We start from the raw sequence: 16,433 nt of genomic DNA on the forward strand, positions 1-16,433 counted from the left end.
TTTAAGAATTTTGTTTTTTAATTACTAAATGAACTAAAGCCGGATCATTCAGAAGGCGTTCCATTTCAGAATTTACCAGTTCACTTATATCCTGTTTTACCTGCATGTAATTTCTCTGTATCATGGAATTGTCAATTTTGCGGACAGGAGCAATATCCTGATAAGAATCCTGTTCTTTTTTAAGAGCATGATGATCATTTATTATATCGCAGTGCAATGCTTTAAGCTCAATTCTGCAGTTCGGGTCATCAGCCACAATGCCGACAAATTCACCTGAACTTAAGGTTGAAATTTTGGATGCCGGGACGGCTGATTCCAGTTGTTTTGATCTGCTGATAGACGTGTCTGAACTGTTAATGGACAGACTTTCCCTGTCCTGCATTATTTTTCCAAAACGCTCGGATAACTGCTTTGCTGTATCTCCGGTGACCTGGCCGCTAATAATATTTCCGGTGATGTTAAGTATTACATCTGCCTGTTCACGTCCGTAATCTTTACGAAGCTGGCTGAAGTCCTGGATTCCAAGACAAGTACTAACTTTATTGCTTCTTGCCGTAGCAATCAGGCTGTCCATATTGTTTAGATAGATGGTTGGAAATTCATCAAAAATAAGACTGCTTTTAAGTTTGCCTTTCTGGTTGACCTGTTTGATAAGTCTGCTGACAAATAAAGACAGTACCGCTCCGTAGGTTTGGACCTTCTGAGGGTTGTTTCCCATACATACTATTTTAGGCTCCAGCGGGTTATTAATATCAAGTGTAAAATCATTTCCAGACAGTACATAATAAAGCTGTGCAGAGGAAAGTCTTGCCATGGAAATTTTGGCAGAAGCGATTTGTCCCTCCAATTGCTCCATAACGTCCTGTAAATAAGCGCTGACAAAAGGATTGATAAGGACCTCGATCTCTTTTTCGGTTCTCAGCAGTGTAAAAAGACTGTCATAATCGGTCTGCATCAGCTCAATTACATGAGGCAAAGTGCAGAATTCGCCGTCGTTACATTTTCTTAGATACCAGATTACGGCAGTTAGAAAATTGATAGGGGATTCCACAAAAAAGTCTCCCTGTTTTTTTATCCACTCCCTATTGAGTCCAAGGAGAATTGTGCGAGCAGATTCAGCTGCATCGGTTATATCAATCATGGATTTTGGATCAAGAGGATTACAGCGATGAGAGCGGTTCAGATCGTCAAAATTGATAATATAAAATTTCGGCTCAACTGCATACAAATGCTTGTATTTCTTCCATGTATTCCATGCAATAAGTGTCAAATCATCAAACTTAAAATCATAAATAAACATACTGAACTTTTTGCGTATATGCTGGGTTATGATATGGCGGATGACAAAATAGGATTTACCAGAACCAGGTGTCCCTGCCACTAAAATGCCCCTGAAAGGATTTATGATATTAACCCAGCTTTTTCTAAGTTTGTTTTTTAAGTAATACTGCGCTGGCAGGTTAACTGAATATTCATTTTCAAGGAGTCTCTCTTCCTGTGGAAAAGTTTCATTTTCCTTATTAAAAATATCATTGGAATTCAGCTTGCGGTAAATTAGTCTTGAGAGCAGTGTGCCCCCTCTTAAAATAAAAAGATAACCGGTGCAGACTAGTGTCGCATACACCAGCATTTTGGTATCAATTTCCAAATTCAATATAAAAATAAACCTTGATGCGAAGTATATAAAAAGCCCAATAAAGATAAAACCTAATGCCGTTTTATGATTGAGTTTTTCATTTTTCCTCCCTTTTGCACCCAGAAGGGAAATGAGCAAAAGCCCGAGTGCCAACAGTTTTGATTTACTGAAAGTTTTGAATAATCCAGTATGATATATATTAGACAGAATATTGTTCGTAAGACTGCTTACCAAATCCCATTTTTTAAACGCTTCATATCCGTAATAATAAAAATGGATTCCTAAAATGCAAAGGCTCATCAGCCTTGTCATATCCAAAATTTTTCTAAGTGCCTGTTCATTTTCTCCCGTCTGCATAGTTAGATTTTTTTAATGTTACTGATTATCTGACTGACCTTTTCTTTTTCGTTTTTTGCGTTTGCTTTTTAATTCTTTCGGAATATATTCACCATTATATTCCGGCGATATAATACTGTCAATTATTTTCTGTACCTGCTCTGCCGAAATAAATGATATGGCATTTTTAGTACTTTGAAATTCGTTGTGCTCTGAATTGTTTAAAGCCTTATTCTCTGATTTTATGACTACATCTTCGCATCTTTCCTGTATTGCTTTTGCCGCATATGAGATACCCAGCGTGCTCCCGTTAAAAATGCATTTTGAAGTGTGATCTATATAGGTGATGCCATATAACAGACCTTCAGTATTTTTTCTCATAACCATATTAATGCCTTCACTTCTTAGAATCTTATCGAGCTTTTCCAGAGATATTTTTTTGTTTTTTAGAAATGCAAAATCAATACAGTTTTTAATTCTTTTCATATGAGGCAAGCGCATTTTTTTATTTGCCTCAAATCTTAATTCGAGATTTTTCAAAGTTGGTTTCAAGTAGAAACTGCTTGCTTTAATTGGTACTCCGACTGGTCTTTTCTGCTCATCCAGAATTTGATACATGAGTCCTTTATGCTGATACATTTTGGATCCCTCTAAACCCCGCTCAGCCGAAATGTTATATAAATTCAAAACTGCATTAAGCTCTCCAATTGTGGTGAATTTATAGTTCGGAATTACATAATTTAAAACTTCCGAAATTGCTTTTTTGGAATCTGAATCTCCGTACCGTATCTTTTGAATGGCAGATGTTATCTGCTTTGCATCATTACTTATCTTTTTGCTTTCTGCAGGAATTAAATTGAAATCTTTTTCAATTTCCCGACGTGCATTCTCAGACTGATTCTTTCCGATATTCTGCATGTCAATTCTTTTCCCATCAGACTTTACTTTTATACTGACAATATGGATGTGCGGGTGACCTGCGTCATAATGCCTGTAAACCAAATAAGGCTGGAAACCAAAACCAATTTTTTGCATATAAACCTGTGCGATTTCAATGAGTTTTTCATTGGTTAATTCTTTTTCAGACCGATCAAAATTAAGTGAGATGTGTACACTATTCCGTGTCACATTTTTGTTTAATTCCAATTGTTTTAGAAGCGTTTTTAATTTTGCATCCAAAGTCAAACGAGCCAGATCTATTGGATAGTTTCTTTCACCGATACACTCTGCTTTTCCAAGACTGACTTTATTTTCATTATAGTTGAAAATACTTCTTATGGAATGTCCTGTATTTATGACTGCAACCATTTTTCAAAGAATATCTGCATTTGTTTTTTGATCTCGTTTATCGAATTAAACAAGATTTTTTTCTCTAGTTCAAAGGTTAAAATCCATTGTTTAAATTCGGGAATCTGATTTAAGGTATGTAGTTTTTTTACAGCCTGATTAAAGTTGTTTCCAATTGGATTTAATTGATTTTTTAGCATAATCAGCTGTGCCATTAAATCATCAAGCGATTCATTTCGGTACTTCAAAACAACCGGCTCATGCAACAGGTTTTTCCGCGCAAAATCACTGAGTCTTGGACAGGTGGATTTTTTAAAACGATTTTGTATTAGTTCAAATTCCCCGTCTGTTAATCTTAGATGAATCCACTTTGTTCTGTTTGTTTTCTGCTCTTTCATTGTATATCCTTTTCATATTTCTTTCATGTGATATCTTATAATTTCCCTGCCTGCGAGTTTCGAGCTAAAAGGCAGCAAGATATCGGTTGTGATACAACCGGACATCTTGCAGATTGCAGCAAGGCGTGGCAATCTTACTGAGTCTATGTAAAAACTCAGACTTCCTTCAAATATTCAGACGAATTTATGCAGGAAAATCGAATGCATCATATCATAGGTAAATTTTGCTTATGATGCTTTAGTCAGTCATTGCTAACTTTAGACTTTGATTTATTAATTTAAAAAAGCTGAAATTATGAGTACAAAGAATTATGCAGCCAAGGTGTTCGATACTGTATTGAGCATCCCGGGCATGAGTGAGCCAGTGAAGATTGATCTAAAAATTTCACGCAAAAATGTACTGCTGTTATGCCACTTTATCGACAGGGGAGTGTTGCTTGAAAAAGATGAAGGAAGTCTTATGGGTAGCATAGCAGAGGAGGAACTACTCGAACTGAAAAATGTTTCACAAGAATGTCTTCAGAAGGCTGGACTTGTGGAACTCAATCAAAAGCTTTTGACTTTTATAGGAGATTGAAATTCTTAAGTAAAGAGAAGCTTTAAAATTGAAAATGCTTTACGAATTTTTAATCTGTAAAGCATTTTTTATTGCATTCTATCCGAAAGTAAATTGGTATGGTTTTGATACTTTTTGGTTTGTTTTTGATGTTTTTTCTTTCAATTTAAGGTTTTAATTTTGTGTATGCTTTTTAAGAATGGTTTTTTAGCTTATAAAATAATTAATATTCAATATTATGAACATTCGTCCTCATATAAGAAATCTTATTATTGAAATCATCTGTCTTCTATTTGTACTGTTATTCGTTTATGCAGCAACAAGTAAACTAATGGATTTTCAAAAGTTCAAAATTGAGTTGGGTCAATCTCCCCTTTTGAGTGCGTTTGCAGAATGGTTTGCTGTTCTTGTTCCCACAGTTGAATTTATTATATGTACGTTGTTAATTATACCAAAGTTTAGGATTATTGGGCTGATTTCTGCTTATGGATTAATGGTAATGTTTACGGCCTATATTTTTATTATTTTAAATTATACATCGTTTGTTCCCTGTTCCTGCGGAGGAGTTTTGGAAAAACTAGACTGGAAATCACACATGATTTTTAATCTGGTATTTGTTTTTCTAGGTTTTTTAGGAATTCTGCTTTACAATCGAAGTACTAAAATGAATAGTTCTTTAATGAAAAATAAAAGCTTGGTTGTCATTTTATCTACCGTAACAATAAGTGGTATTGGGATAGTATCGACATTGTTTATGCTTTCTGAAAATATTGTACATTATCATAATAGACTTATCAGACGCTTTCCCCAGCATCCGATACTAAAGACAATTGATCTGGATCTTAAAATGAATTCGTATTACATTGCCGGACTAGACAATTCTCATATTTACTTAGGAAATTATTCAGCTCAGCTATCAATGATGGTTTTGGATTCCAAGCTGGTACAGACCAAGGAAAAGATGATAGATATAGATCGAAAAGACATTCCTTTCAGAGGTGTGAAAATTTTGGTGCAGCCTCCATACTTTTTTGTAGTGGATGGAACAGTACCATGTATTTTCAGAGGCCAGGTGTACGATTGGAAAGCCAGGATGATTCATCAAGGAGGAGAATATTTTGGAAATGCCCTAGCAATTGATTCTAGTAAAATAGCTGTTAGTACCACTAGTAAATTAAACGGTGATACAGTCTTGGGACTTATAGAAATGGGGGAAACGAACAAAACCATTTTAAATCCTGACATACTGCAAAAACAGGTGGACGGAGTCTTTGATACTGACGGACAGCTGGCATACAGTTCCCATATGAAAAATATCATTTATCTGTATACTTATCGTAATGAGTTTACGCTGGCGAATACTGAATTAAAAATCAACTACAGAGGAAATACGCTTGATACTATTTCAAAGGCACAATTACAAATTGCAAAGGATAAAAAACGCCATCAGAGAACTTTTGCAGCACCTCCATTGTATGTCAATAAAAGTAGTGCGGTTTATAATAATCTGCTGTTTGTAAATTCAGCTATCCCAGGAAAATATGAAGATGATCGGGTGTGGAAATCGGCCAGCATAATTGATATTTATGATCTTGAAAAAAGAAGTTATGTTTTAAGCTTTTATGTTTATAATATCAATGGAAAAAAAATGAAAAGTTTTGCGGTACAAAATGACAAATTGTATGTACTGCTGGGTGATTATATTATCCAGTATCATTTGGACTCTCAAATCACTTCCAACTATAATAATTCAGTTACAAACAATCTATTGGCCAAATAGCAGGAAATTGATCGAAAACCTGTAAAAAAGAGTAGATCATTAACCCTATTAATTACTATTATTATGAAAACAAATGTTTTTAAAATCGTTTTGCCAATGGCAGTGGTTGCACTGGGATTGGCTGGTGCTGCCAGCACAAATATGATGGCAAAAAATAAAGCGGCTTTTGCCGTTCAAGGCTACAGACAAGTCGCGACACCAGATAAATGCGCTATTGATCAGCAGTGTTCTAATAACGGAAATTACGATTGTCTGGCGAGTGATAATTCTACCCAATTATTTGAAAAAATAGGTAATAATTGTGATGTGCCGCTTAAGAGAAACACTCCTTAAGTAAATTATTTTAACTGATGCCGCCACCTAGATTTTACGTGGCGGCATTTTATTTACAGTGAAGGAAATTCTTATCGATTTGCATTCATCCAATCCTTACGGTCTCCATTTTTCAAATAATAGTCGAACCATTCCAAAATCCGGTTGGTCAGATCTTTCCGATTTTGCTTTTGATCTAACTGATGACCTTCGCCGGGATACACCAGTAAGGTATGTTCTTTATTTAACCTTCGCAGAGCCAAATAAAATTCCATACTTTGAAAAGAATGAATGTGTCTGTCGTTTTCTCCTGTCCAACCCAGTAAAGGTGTTTTTACATTTTGTGCCAATAAAACAGGTGAGTTTTTCAAGTAACTTTCAGTATCTTCGTACAGTGATTTTCCAATCCGAAGCTGGTCTTTCTCAGCGCGGTAGAAATCGGGTCTTTTAGAAGTCCCACTCACATACAAATAACAGCTTACTAGATCAGTCCAGGCAGCACCAGAAACTGCGGCCGCAAAGCGATCTGTCTGGGTGATAATGAGATCGGTTTCATAGCCTCCGAACGAATGTCCCATAATCCCAACCTTGGCGGGATCAACCATGCCCATCGTCACTACTTTATCAACAGCAGAAAGCACACTTTGCGTAACGGATTGAGCTAAATTTCCAAATTTATACTGAATATCTGGATACAGTATAAAATAACCTTTCGCTGCGATATGATTAACGTTAAAACCATCAGGGGAGAATTCGGAAGGGTTTTCATAATCATTCAAATAGGCAAACTGTCGCTCGTAAATGTGCACTAGCAAAGGATACTTCATCCCTGCCTTGTAATCGGCAGGATAAAATAAAATTCCTTTTGTTTTAACTCCATTCACGTCATATTCGATGGGCTGGTTTTTACTCCAATAAAAATGCTTCTGCTGGACATTACTTTGTAGAATTTCCTTTTCTTTTCCGTCAAACAGCATTAGGCGTGGTGGCGACTCAAAGTTCTGCTCTAAATACAGGTAAATATCTTTGTTTTGCGCTTTAATAAGTTGATTTATTTTTTTGTTTTTCCAGACAATCTGCGACAGTCCTGTTTTAGCATTCCATCTGAATAGTCCTGAATTCCCGGTGTCCTTATTTACTGCTTCTATTATAAAACCTTTTTCCAAATCTAGGAAACATTTTTTCGACTCTGTGTCACTGCCGTACATTGGATCGGAACTGAATTCCCTTAACCTGAATGTTATGTTCGTCTCTCTTTCCTTTGTGAGTCTTTTTGCAGTCTGCCCGTCCAACGGCATCAGCCACAGATCAAATCTGTCGTAGAGAATAACGCTTCCATTTTTAGTCCAGCCGCCAATGCCGTAGGGTTGCTTTTCGTCAGGTATATTATTGTCTTCCCTAAAAAAAGATTCGGAAATCTGATGCGTTAGATTAGTATGGGATTCTTTCTGAATATCGTATACCCACCAGTGCCCATCCTTCACGTAACACAAGTATTTCCCATCGGGCGATCCTGCGGGCTTTTTTTCGGAGGTATATTGTTTTACAATACATTTTTTCAACCCAGATTCAAGATCAAGTATGTATAAATCATAAGGACCAAAAAGATTATTTTGGGGCTCATAAGCTGTTCGATCATAAATAAAGGCATGGCGGTAATCGGAACTTAAAAAACCTTGTGTCAGTTCTTTGTCCTGAATGGGCAGAACTACGTTTTGTTCCACCGACCAGCTTGCCATTTTATCATAATATCGGATGTCTCCATAAGATTTCTTGTAATCAAATAAAACCCTGTCATTTGCATTCCAAATTTGCACGGCATTGGGATCAATCTGGGTTTTATCACCGCCTTTATTTTTTAGCCAGAAAATCAGGCGCGTACCATCTTTGGAAAGTATCAGACTGCTTGCCTGATTATCAGAAATAGTCATATCCGACGGAAAGCCTTTAGCGGTCGTAGGATCTAAAGCGTAAAGTTTTTTTAGTTTTATGTCGTAAGTATAAAGTAGCATGTGTTCAGCCTCATTTTTAATGAAAGCCACATGATTTTCTTTCCATGCCAGACTTATAAAAGGCGATTTACTTGCCTGTAAGATTGTTTTTTTTACAATTTTTCCTTTTAATTGAAATACCCCAATGCTACAGTTATCTGCGGATTTAGTACTGTATAAAATACCGTTTCCGGCAGGATCAAAATGCCAGTTTGTTACTTCCATTATACTATCCTTTAAGTTGCCGGAATCATCAATAATTTCAAGATTGTATTTGCCATCGGAACGCTTTAAAATAAGCACTGTGAATCGGTGGTCAGCTGAAAATCCCAGTGCTTGACCATGAGGAATTTTTCTCAGCAAGCCTGAGCGCAGGTTTTGCAGTATTAATGTATCACCGGTAATACAGCCAAATTCAAGCTCGGCATTGAATCGACCATCCCTTCCCAGCGGAAAAGCATACCTTTTGCCTGTAGTATTGTGCTGTACAAACAACGTGTCTTTCCTAGAAGGATATTGCAATAGATATTCACTCCAATTGCCATACTCTGACAAGTTTCGAGGTATCAGGTTACTCCACAACTTATAATCTTCAGGAGTTAACAGTCGCTTTTGGTTAGCCTGTCCCAATGAAGAAGGACAGGTTACTAACCAAAACATGAAACAGGTAAACCTGATAAAAAGACTTTTATTTGACAATCTAATATCCTTCATTTTGCGGAGAGAGATTTGGGTTTAATAGTAGCTCTGATTCGGGTAATGGCAGGAATTGATTACTGCTTTTCCATTGCAGTTTCTGCGGAGTTAAGGTGTTATCCAGTAATCCTGCTCTTTTAAGATCGAAAAATCGATGGCCGAATTCTGTAAAAAATTCAAGTTGTCTCTCTTTTAGCACTGCATCAATAATCTGAGGTGCACTAATGGCGGTCGTATTCTGAAGTCCTGCCAAATTACGTGTTTTGTTTAGGTCTTCCTTAGCGCCGATAAGGTCTCCGGCCTGTGCACGCGCCTCAGCCCTAATAAGATATTGTTCAGCCATTCTCAATACTATGGAGTATTCCATTGAAGTGCTGGTATTGGTGGCAAGCTTGTATTTGTAGGCATGATACCAAATGTTTGTCCCATCAGTTATACTCTTAATCCAATGTGTTTTACGCAGATCATTACTGCTAAAATTGCTGTATAATGTAGTGCTGATCGCCATTACTGGGGGAGGAACTTGTGAAAAATTGAAAACATTCCCCTCGTAGGTATTAGTTCCATCGGTAGCAGGCATTAATTGCCAAATGGTGGAGAGACTTTCTTTTTCAAATAAAGAATCGATCGAAGATGGCCATACGTACAGATCGGTTTGGTTCAATACAGCAGAAGCGGCGTTGGAAGCCTCTTGCCACTGTCTGAGATATAAGCAAACTCTTGCTAGAAGAGCTTGTGCTGCTCCTTTGTTTGGTCTTATCCTGTTACTTCCGTTATAGGCTGGCGGCAAAAAATCAATCGCTTTTTGTAAATCATTTTTAAGATTTTCATAAACCTGCGTTTCTGGCATTCTTTTCACAGAACCGTTAGCCCTGTAGTCAGTTGTACTGATATATGGAATTGGACCAAAAGTATTGACCAGATAAAAATGTATCAGGGCACGTACAAAAAGCGCTTCACCAGTAAGCTGCTGTTTATCAATTGCCTCTAGAGTTTTGGATAAAGCGACACCTTCCAAAACAGCGTTGGCGGCATAAATCTGACTATAGCTGCTGTTCCACCACTCCGAAATTTCCGAATCTGACGCCAGAATTGAATTATTGTAAAAATTTGCCTGTCCGGTTCCTGATTGACCATAATAGGTTAGCTCATCAGTATACAAACCAAATTGGCTTCCAGTGCCAGTGCTTTTGCCTGTAAGAAGACCGTTTTCCCTGATTTTGGAATAAATATCGATCATGGCTGCATTGGCGGTCTCTTTAGTTTCAAATACAGCTCTGGCGGTAAGCTGTGAAGACGGCAGTTCTACTTCAGTAAAATTGTCACAGGCATATACCAGTTCCAAAAAAATAACGAACAGTAGAAATATGTTTATTTTATATTGAGGTATTTTCATGATAAGAGGATTAAGATTAGAAAGTAAACTGTATGCTAGTACTGTAAATTCGTAGCGGTGGCAAATAGCCTGGCGTAATAAGTTCTGGATCAACTCCCTTATATTTGGTGAAGATTAACACATTCTGACCCTGCAAACTGAGTTTACAATTAAATTTTTTTGTCCAGTTTAGCGGTAGATCATAGGAGAGGGAAATGTTTTTCAATCGAATAAAGGAAGCATCACTAATAGCAGCATCACTCTGGGAAAGTCGTGCATTGGAAGCCCTAAGAACCGGACTATTGGTGCTGTAATATTGATATGGTCCCATATCACCTGATTGTTGCCAGTGATTGGTTACGGCACTTGCCTGATTGAACATGGTACCTGGCATTGATGCTCCAAAATTTTCATTGAAATTTTCTTTTTTTACAAACTGAAATAAGAAATCCAATGTAACATTTTTGTATTTAAATTGGTTTTGAAGCCCGCCATAGTATTTTGGGTTCAGGTTTTTAATGGTTGTTTTATCATCCGCTGGTGACAATATCCCATCGCCGTTCACGTCTTCAAACGTGTAGGCTCCTGAAACTTGGTCAAGTCCCTTATAACGATATACTTTAATTATATTGGTTGGTTCACCGATGACATATTGGTTTTTATAAGTTGAGGCCTCTAGTCCGGGAAAAGACAGCAGTTTATTTTTTGCAATGCTTATATTAAAGCTGGTACTCCATGTAAAATCGTTTTGTTTTATGTTCAAGGCTCGAATTGTAAATTCCAAACCGCTATTCTGTACTTCTGCATCCAGATTCGCTTGGAGGGTGCTAAACCCAGTCGTTCCTGCTAATGGAACCCCAACAAGCTGATTGGATGATCGATTACGATACCAAGCCAAAGTGGTGAAAATGCAATCGTTTAGAAATCCGGTTTCTAGTGCCACTTCTAATTTTCGATTAGTTTCCCAGCCAAAATCAGCATTGTAAAGCCTGGTTGGTTCCATACCCGAGATTCCCGCGTAGTTTTGACTTGAAGTACTGTAAGTATCTAGATACTGATAATCGCCAATTTGATCGTTTCCGCTGGTTCCGTAACTGGTACGCAGCTTTCCATAGCTTAAAAAAGGTAGATTTCGTTTGATGAGACTTTCATCGCTAAAAACCCATGCAGCTCCAATTGCCCCAAAGTTGGCAAATCGTTTGTCGGAGCCAAAACGGCTTGAACCATCGCGTCTACCAGTGAAATTAAAGAGATATTTACCAAGAACATTGAAATTAACTCGGGCAAAAAAGGCATTGTATCGATATAGATTTTCATCAGATTTTAAAACAAGATAGGTTGATGCTGAAGCAGGATTTTCCATCAAGCTGTTACTGGCAAACCCTCCTGCATAGCTATTAAACTGATTTCCTTTTTGCTGTTGAAAAGTAGTTCCTGCGAATGCTTCTAATTTTACTTTTCCGATGTTTTTGTTCCATACTAACTGAGGTTCAACGATCCAAGAACTGCGCACAAGATCATTGGAGTAAACACTTGAGTATTCGCTTCCAGCGCCATAGGAAGGATTGTAAATAGTGGATGGAGAAAGTGTCAGCTGTTTCTGGTTCAGGTTTGTATACCCAAAGCTGCTTTTAACGGTAAAACCTGTGCCCAAATCATACGAAAGTAGTGCATTGGCAAGCAGGTCATTTGTGTTCCCTTGAATTTTCCCCTCTAGTCTGGCTAAAGGATTCTCAAAAGTATTGTTCTCCCAGTTTAAATTTCCGTTTTCATCGTATAATGATGGCGCATTGGGAGCCATGGTTAGGGCGTTTCTGGTAATGTCAACTGAAGGCAGACTACTGGATTGCAGAGTGTATGATGCGGAGATGTTGATACGGAACTTTTTATTTGCTGATTCATGGCTGACATTTAAATGTCCACCACCTTTGATGTAATCAAAATTCCCTGGGAACACGGTAGTTTCTTTGCTGTAATTCCCACTCAGCAAAAATTGCGTCTGCTCTGAACCGCCAGTTAGTGCGCATTGAATATTGGTATACGAAGCTGCACCTCCTATAAGTTCTTTTTGCCAGTTGGTGTTACGGTTTTGGTCCCATGTTCCGTTGACATCATATGCCGATGAAGGGTAATTGACTATACCATCGTTTGCGAAAGCTTCACGACGCATGTTAAGATAGGTAGGAGTTTCCATAACATCTAGAAAACGGGTGACATGACCAATACCTCCTGCGTAGGTAGTTGTAAAGCGGGTTTTACCTATTTTGCCTTTTTTAGTGGTAATCAAGACTACACCATTTGCACCACGTGAGCCATAAATGGCGGTTGCATCAGCATCTTTTAATACTTCGATATTAGCAATGTCAGAGGGATTTATGCTGTTTAATGGGCTATTTTGTATAGGCATATTTCCTGATGTATACCTGCTTCCGATGGTCTGTGAAGAATAAGGAACTCCGTCAATAATATACAAAGGGTCATTTCCCTCTGCCCTAAGACTGTTTTGTCCGCGAACCTCTATGGTAAAACCACCTCCAGGCATCCCGGTATTCTGAATTACATTCACACCCGCCATTCTTCCCTGCATGGTTGCCACAACATTAGTGACAGGCTGTGTTTCAATATCTTTGGAGGTAATCCGGGCAATACTCCCCGTACGGTCGCGTTCCTTTACGGAATAATAACCAGCATTTACCCGGACCTCCTGTAGCGTAGTTGTATCATATTCCAGCTTAATGTCAATTTTAGTGCTGTTGTTTACTGCAATAAATTTAGTTTTGAATCCTATAAATGAGACAATCAGTGTATCCTTAGCTAAGGCATTTATTGTGTACTGTCCATTAAAGTCGCTAATGGATGAATTATTAGTTTTACCCTTTATCGAAATTGTTACGCCAGGCAGAGGATTTGAGCCATCAGTTACAGTTCCGTGTACCTGATTTTCCTGAAAAAATGTATTATACCGATCTATATTTCGGCCAAATGATGATGAAAAAGAAAAAAGAAAGCCTATAAATATTAGGCAATAAAATCCCTTTCCATCCTTGAAGAATGAAAAATAATTCATAATATTGGTTTTGGTTAGTTAAATTGATTTTGATTAGCTAAGGTCCTCTTCGCTAGTTTGGTCGCTGCCGTTGAGGGCCAATTTTATGCTTAATTTTTAAGCAAATTTGATTTTAATTCACAGGCATTTTTTTTGGTTAGTATACAGTTACTAATGCGATAGAAAAATAATGAAGGATTTGCGATGAATAGGAAAGAGGAGTTAAAGTAAAAAAGGCGTAGAACTCAGCTTAAACGATTCAGAGGTACTGGTATACCTTACGCACGAATAAGTGAGCCCACGCCTATGACGTGAGCATCTTACTTATCATCTCGTGCGTTAAAAATTACCAGTTTTCTGAAACGAGATTCAAAGCGAATGCTTCAAATATTTTAATTGAAGAGTCGCAAAATTACATTTTTGAATGTATTATTTGTGACAAATATAACAAAATATTCTATTCGATACAAATTTGTATCGAATAAATTAATCTTTTTTCTCAATTTTTACTAAATGGAAACAACAAGTGAAATAGAGTTAAATTTAATTAATCTGCAGATTGGTTGTATGCTTCGATTGGGTAGATTAAAACAAAATTTTTCTCAACATACACTTGGACTCAAAATAGACTACAGTTCAACGATGATCGGAAGAGTTGAGCGTGCTGAAAGTATTAGTGGATGGGATAAGATTTATACGATAAGTCGTTACTTAAAAATAGACTTTAAATCTTTATTTGTCTTAAAAAGTTTGGAATCGCTAATAGTGATTGTTGAAGAATCGTTTAACTTAGAGGCTAAATTAACACAGGAAAAAATTGATTACTATAATATTCTAAAAAAGACTTTAAGAATTCAATTTGATTTGCTTGAAAAGGAACGTCAGACCAATAAATAAAAAAGCCTTCATTTCTGAAAGGCTTTTTAATTGAGTATGTAGCGATTATTTTTTAGATTCCTCAATAGAAACTTTTCTAAACTCTTTTAAAAGTTTTTCAATTTCCAAAGAAGATTTACGAGCTCGAGCTCCAGCAGCTTTAACTCCTTTTTCCGATAGAGAATCAGATTCAGTTTTGAATGTTTCAATCTCTGCATTAATCTTTGCGATTAGATCTTTCATATTGTCTTTTTTTTTAATTACGGCAGCAAATGTAAAAGTTACAGATTAAAACGAGTTCAAAAAAATGAATTATTTGCTTATTTGCTCGATAAAAAAATTAACTGGCATTTGGGTCTTTTGCCTGAACGCAAGAGCAAATTGCTGCGTACTGCTGAAACCAGCCATTTCTGCTAAAGCTGAATTAGTATATTTTCTTGCCATTCTATCATTCTTTAGTAATTCTATTATATAATCTATTTTTAGGTCATTAATATATTCTACGAAACGTTTTCCTTTGTAATGTGAAATTACTTTGTAGAGATATTTTGAGTTGGTATGTAGCATTGAAGCGACCAAATTGAGGCGAAGATCTTTTCCTAGAAACTTTTTAGAATCTTCAAAATTCTGTAATGCATTTAAAATAGAAGTAATCGTCTCGAAGGGTATATCAAGTATTACTCCTTTCTCTTTTGTCGATTCTTTTGTATCTTGAGGTTTGGTGTTTAATTCAAGTATAAGTTCATCAAATTTCTTTTTATAAAACTTTTTATTCTTTTGATGCCTGTAGTTAAGATAAAAAGATACAGTAAAAAGTACCAATATAACCCCCGCAAAAATTAAGTCATAATGCTTTTCCTTTGCAAGTTCTTTATGAATCTGCTTATTTTCAGTTTGAATTTTTTCTTTCTCAATTATTAGTTCTTTGGTATCATAGCTCTTATGTATTTTAGTCACAAGATATTTGTACGTATTATTTAATATTGTATCTGCTCGGAGTAGCTGGTCGATGTAGTACAATTGCTTATTGAGATCTTTTTTATTTTTGTAATAACTAATTAAAAGCTCGTATGCCTCACGAAGATCAGGTCTTATATAGTTTTTGTCTTGAAAAACCGAATCAACTTTTACTAAATAGGGAAGGGCTCTCTCTTTATTTTTTACTGCCCAAAAACTCTTACCGATATAAAAGTAACCTACTGTTTCATTAGCAAAATCTCTATTGTCTTTTACTTTTCCAATAACTGATTCTATTTTTGACACTGCTAGATGATAATTCTTTTTGAAATATTCATTAATTCCATCCGAATGAATAAAATAGATCTCCATGTCAGGAATTCCCATAGATTTGCCTTCACTAATCCCCTTTCTATTAATATCAGAACACAGTCCGTAATTTCCAATTCTGTTGTAGCACACTCCAATTGAATGAAGTGTGTTGAGATAAGCTGTGGTATTTTCAATTTTGAAGTAGACTAAGCAATCATTAAATAATGAAATGGCTTCGTCATAAAACCCAAGATAGTATTTGATTTGAGCCATATGATATTTTACCTTATTGATAAGATATTTATCATCTGAACCAGAAATATAGCTATTTGCCTTAATGTAATACTGGAAAGCATTCTCATAATCTTTACGACCATAATACACTATTCCTTTTGAGAGATATGATGAGCCAAGCATAGTATTGTCAGCTGATCTTTTAGCACTGTAAATCATGCTATCTGCGTAAATTAGGCGTAATTTTTCAGGAGAATGATGAAGAATATTTTGGTATGCATAAATTATCTGTTTCCAGTTTTTTTCTCTTTTAGCTTTATGTAGATAACTGAAGAGATATACAGACGCTTTCGAACTGTCTTCTCGATACTTATACAATTGATCGTCTAGGTAAGTATAAGTTTTATATTTTAATGAATCAGTTGATTTTAATTCTCTTTTCTGTGCAAAACCGAATTCAGAATAAAAAACACAAAACAGCATTACAAATATTAAATTTTGTCTCATACGGGCGATATTTTTTAGAGATATTTCATTGTGATTTAATGAATCCTGAAGAAAATTTGCCACTGCAGGATTATCTTTCTAAAGCCATTTGTAAAAATAGGTTAAATAGTTGAATGTTAAGGAATTGTTATGTT

The 16,433-nt window shown here is 36.3% G+C and carries 12 protein-coding genes; 4 read left to right on the forward strand and 8 right to left on the reverse strand.

Translation table 11 applies throughout. The features are described 5' to 3' along the window. Position 1 precedes the first annotated feature (1 nt). Genes mobC through ASF10_RS21170 form a run of 3 tightly spaced genes read right to left on the reverse strand, consistent with a single transcriptional unit; the run spans position 2 to position 3,657 of the window. Entirely contained in the window at positions 2-1,993 is a 1,992-nt protein-coding gene (mobC, locus tag ASF10_RS21160) for a conjugal transfer protein MobC (RefSeq protein WP_056253862.1), read from the reverse strand. A gap of 18 nt (positions 1,994-2,011) precedes the next feature. After that, positions 2,012-3,280 (reverse strand): relaxase/mobilization nuclease domain-containing protein, encoded by a 1,269-nt coding sequence (locus ASF10_RS21165; protein WP_056253865.1) that lies wholly within the window; start codon positions 3,278-3,280, stop codon positions 2,012-2,014. Next, positions 3,265-3,657 carry a plasmid mobilization protein gene (locus tag ASF10_RS21170; protein WP_056253868.1) on the reverse strand — a complete coding sequence of 131 codons (393 nt, stop codon included), beginning with the start codon at positions 3,655-3,657 and terminating at the stop codon, positions 3,265-3,267. The genes ASF10_RS21165 and ASF10_RS21170 overlap by 16 nt, the downstream gene beginning before the upstream one ends. A 295-nt stretch (positions 3,658-3,952) precedes the next feature. Here ASF10_RS21170 and ASF10_RS21175 point away from each other — a divergent pair, with 295 nt between their 5' ends. The 3 genes from ASF10_RS21175 to ASF10_RS21185 all read left to right on the forward strand — a co-directional run bounded on the left by ASF10_RS21175 (position 3,953) and on the right by ASF10_RS21185 (position 6,326). After that, on the forward strand, positions 3,953-4,234 hold the full coding sequence (locus ASF10_RS21175) for a hypothetical protein (RefSeq protein ID WP_056253869.1): 282 nt from the start codon (positions 3,953-3,955) through the stop codon (positions 4,232-4,234). A 217-nt stretch (positions 4,235-4,451) separates the two neighbouring features. After that, positions 4,452-5,993, forward strand: coding sequence for a MauE/DoxX family redox-associated membrane protein (locus ASF10_RS21180; RefSeq protein WP_117611397.1), 1,542 nt, complete (start codon positions 4,452-4,454; stop codon positions 5,991-5,993). 96 nt (positions 5,994-6,089) lie between these two features. After that, positions 6,090-6,326, forward strand: a complete 237-nt coding sequence (locus ASF10_RS21185) for a hypothetical protein (protein ID WP_131726567.1) — start codon at positions 6,090-6,092, stop codon at positions 6,324-6,326. Positions 6,327-6,397: 71 nt separating this feature from the next. Here the strand turns inward: ASF10_RS21185 and ASF10_RS21190 are convergent, their stop codons facing one another. From ASF10_RS21190 to ASF10_RS21200, 3 genes are read right to left on the reverse strand one after another with little or no spacing between them, the layout of a single operon-like run. Beyond that, on the reverse strand, positions 6,398-9,010 hold the full coding sequence (locus ASF10_RS21190; RefSeq protein WP_082472482.1) for a S9 family peptidase: 2,613 nt from the start codon (positions 9,008-9,010) through the stop codon (positions 6,398-6,400). Then, positions 8,997-10,388 (reverse strand): RagB/SusD family nutrient uptake outer membrane protein, encoded by a 1,392-nt coding sequence (locus ASF10_RS21195; protein ID WP_056253883.1) that lies wholly within the window; start codon positions 10,386-10,388, stop codon positions 8,997-8,999. Before ASF10_RS21195 ends, ASF10_RS21190 begins: the two co-directional genes overlap by 14 nt. Positions 10,389-10,404: 16 nt before the next feature. After that, complete coding sequence (locus ASF10_RS21200; RefSeq protein WP_056253885.1) at positions 10,405-13,434, reverse strand: SusC/RagA family TonB-linked outer membrane protein; 3,030 nt, start codon at positions 13,432-13,434, stop codon at positions 10,405-10,407. Between the two features lie 492 nt (positions 13,435-13,926). Between ASF10_RS21200 and ASF10_RS21205 the strand changes: the two genes are divergently transcribed. Then, positions 13,927-14,310, forward strand: a complete 384-nt coding sequence (locus ASF10_RS21205) for a hypothetical protein (RefSeq protein WP_056253887.1) — start codon at positions 13,927-13,929, stop codon at positions 14,308-14,310. Positions 14,311-14,355: 45 nt separating this feature from the next. Here the strand turns inward: ASF10_RS21205 and ASF10_RS21210 are convergent, their stop codons facing one another. Further along, entirely contained in the window at positions 14,356-14,532 is a 177-nt protein-coding gene (locus ASF10_RS21210) for a histone H1 (protein ID WP_056253890.1), read from the reverse strand. 69 nt (positions 14,533-14,601) lie between these two features. Beyond that, positions 14,602-16,299: an AraC family transcriptional regulator gene (locus ASF10_RS21215; RefSeq protein WP_056254319.1), complete on the reverse strand. Its 1,698-nt coding sequence runs from the start codon at positions 16,297-16,299 to the stop codon at positions 14,602-14,604. Positions 16,300-16,433 lie beyond the last annotated feature (134 nt).

This window comes from Flavobacterium sp. Leaf82, assembly GCF_001422725.1.
In the GTDB taxonomy this organism is placed as follows: Bacteria; Bacteroidota; Bacteroidia; order Flavobacteriales; family Flavobacteriaceae; genus Flavobacterium.

Coding starts and splice junctions, on each gene's coding strand:
- mobC (WP_056253862.1), bottom strand. CDS start 1,993: ATGCAGACGGGAGAAAATGAACAGGCACTTAGAAAAATTTTGGATATG.
- ASF10_RS21165 (WP_056253865.1), bottom strand. CDS start 3,280: ATGGTTGCAGTCATAAATACAGGACATTCCATAAGAAGTATTTTCAAC.
- ASF10_RS21170 (WP_056253868.1), bottom strand. CDS start 3,657: ATGAAAGAGCAGAAAACAAACAGAACAAAGTGGATTCATCTAAGATTA.
- ASF10_RS21175 (WP_056253869.1), top strand. CDS start 3,953: ATGAGTACAAAGAATTATGCAGCCAAGGTGTTCGATACTGTATTGAGC.
- ASF10_RS21180 (WP_117611397.1), top strand. CDS start 4,452: ATGAACATTCGTCCTCATATAAGAAATCTTATTATTGAAATCATCTGT.
- ASF10_RS21185 (WP_131726567.1), top strand. CDS start 6,090: ATGGCAGTGGTTGCACTGGGATTGGCTGGTGCTGCCAGCACAAATATG.
- ASF10_RS21190 (WP_082472482.1), bottom strand. CDS start 9,010: ATGAAGGATATTAGATTGTCAAATAAAAGTCTTTTTATCAGGTTTACC.
- ASF10_RS21195 (WP_056253883.1), bottom strand. CDS start 10,388: ATGAAAATACCTCAATATAAAATAAACATATTTCTACTGTTCGTTATT.
- ASF10_RS21200 (WP_056253885.1), bottom strand. CDS start 13,434: ATGAATTATTTTTCATTCTTCAAGGATGGAAAGGGATTTTATTGCCTA.
- ASF10_RS21205 (WP_056253887.1), top strand. CDS start 13,927: ATGGAAACAACAAGTGAAATAGAGTTAAATTTAATTAATCTGCAGATT.
- ASF10_RS21210 (WP_056253890.1), bottom strand. CDS start 14,532: ATGAAAGATCTAATCGCAAAGATTAATGCAGAGATTGAAACATTCAAA.
- ASF10_RS21215 (WP_056254319.1), bottom strand. CDS start 16,299: ATGAGACAAAATTTAATATTTGTAATGCTGTTTTGTGTTTTTTATTCT.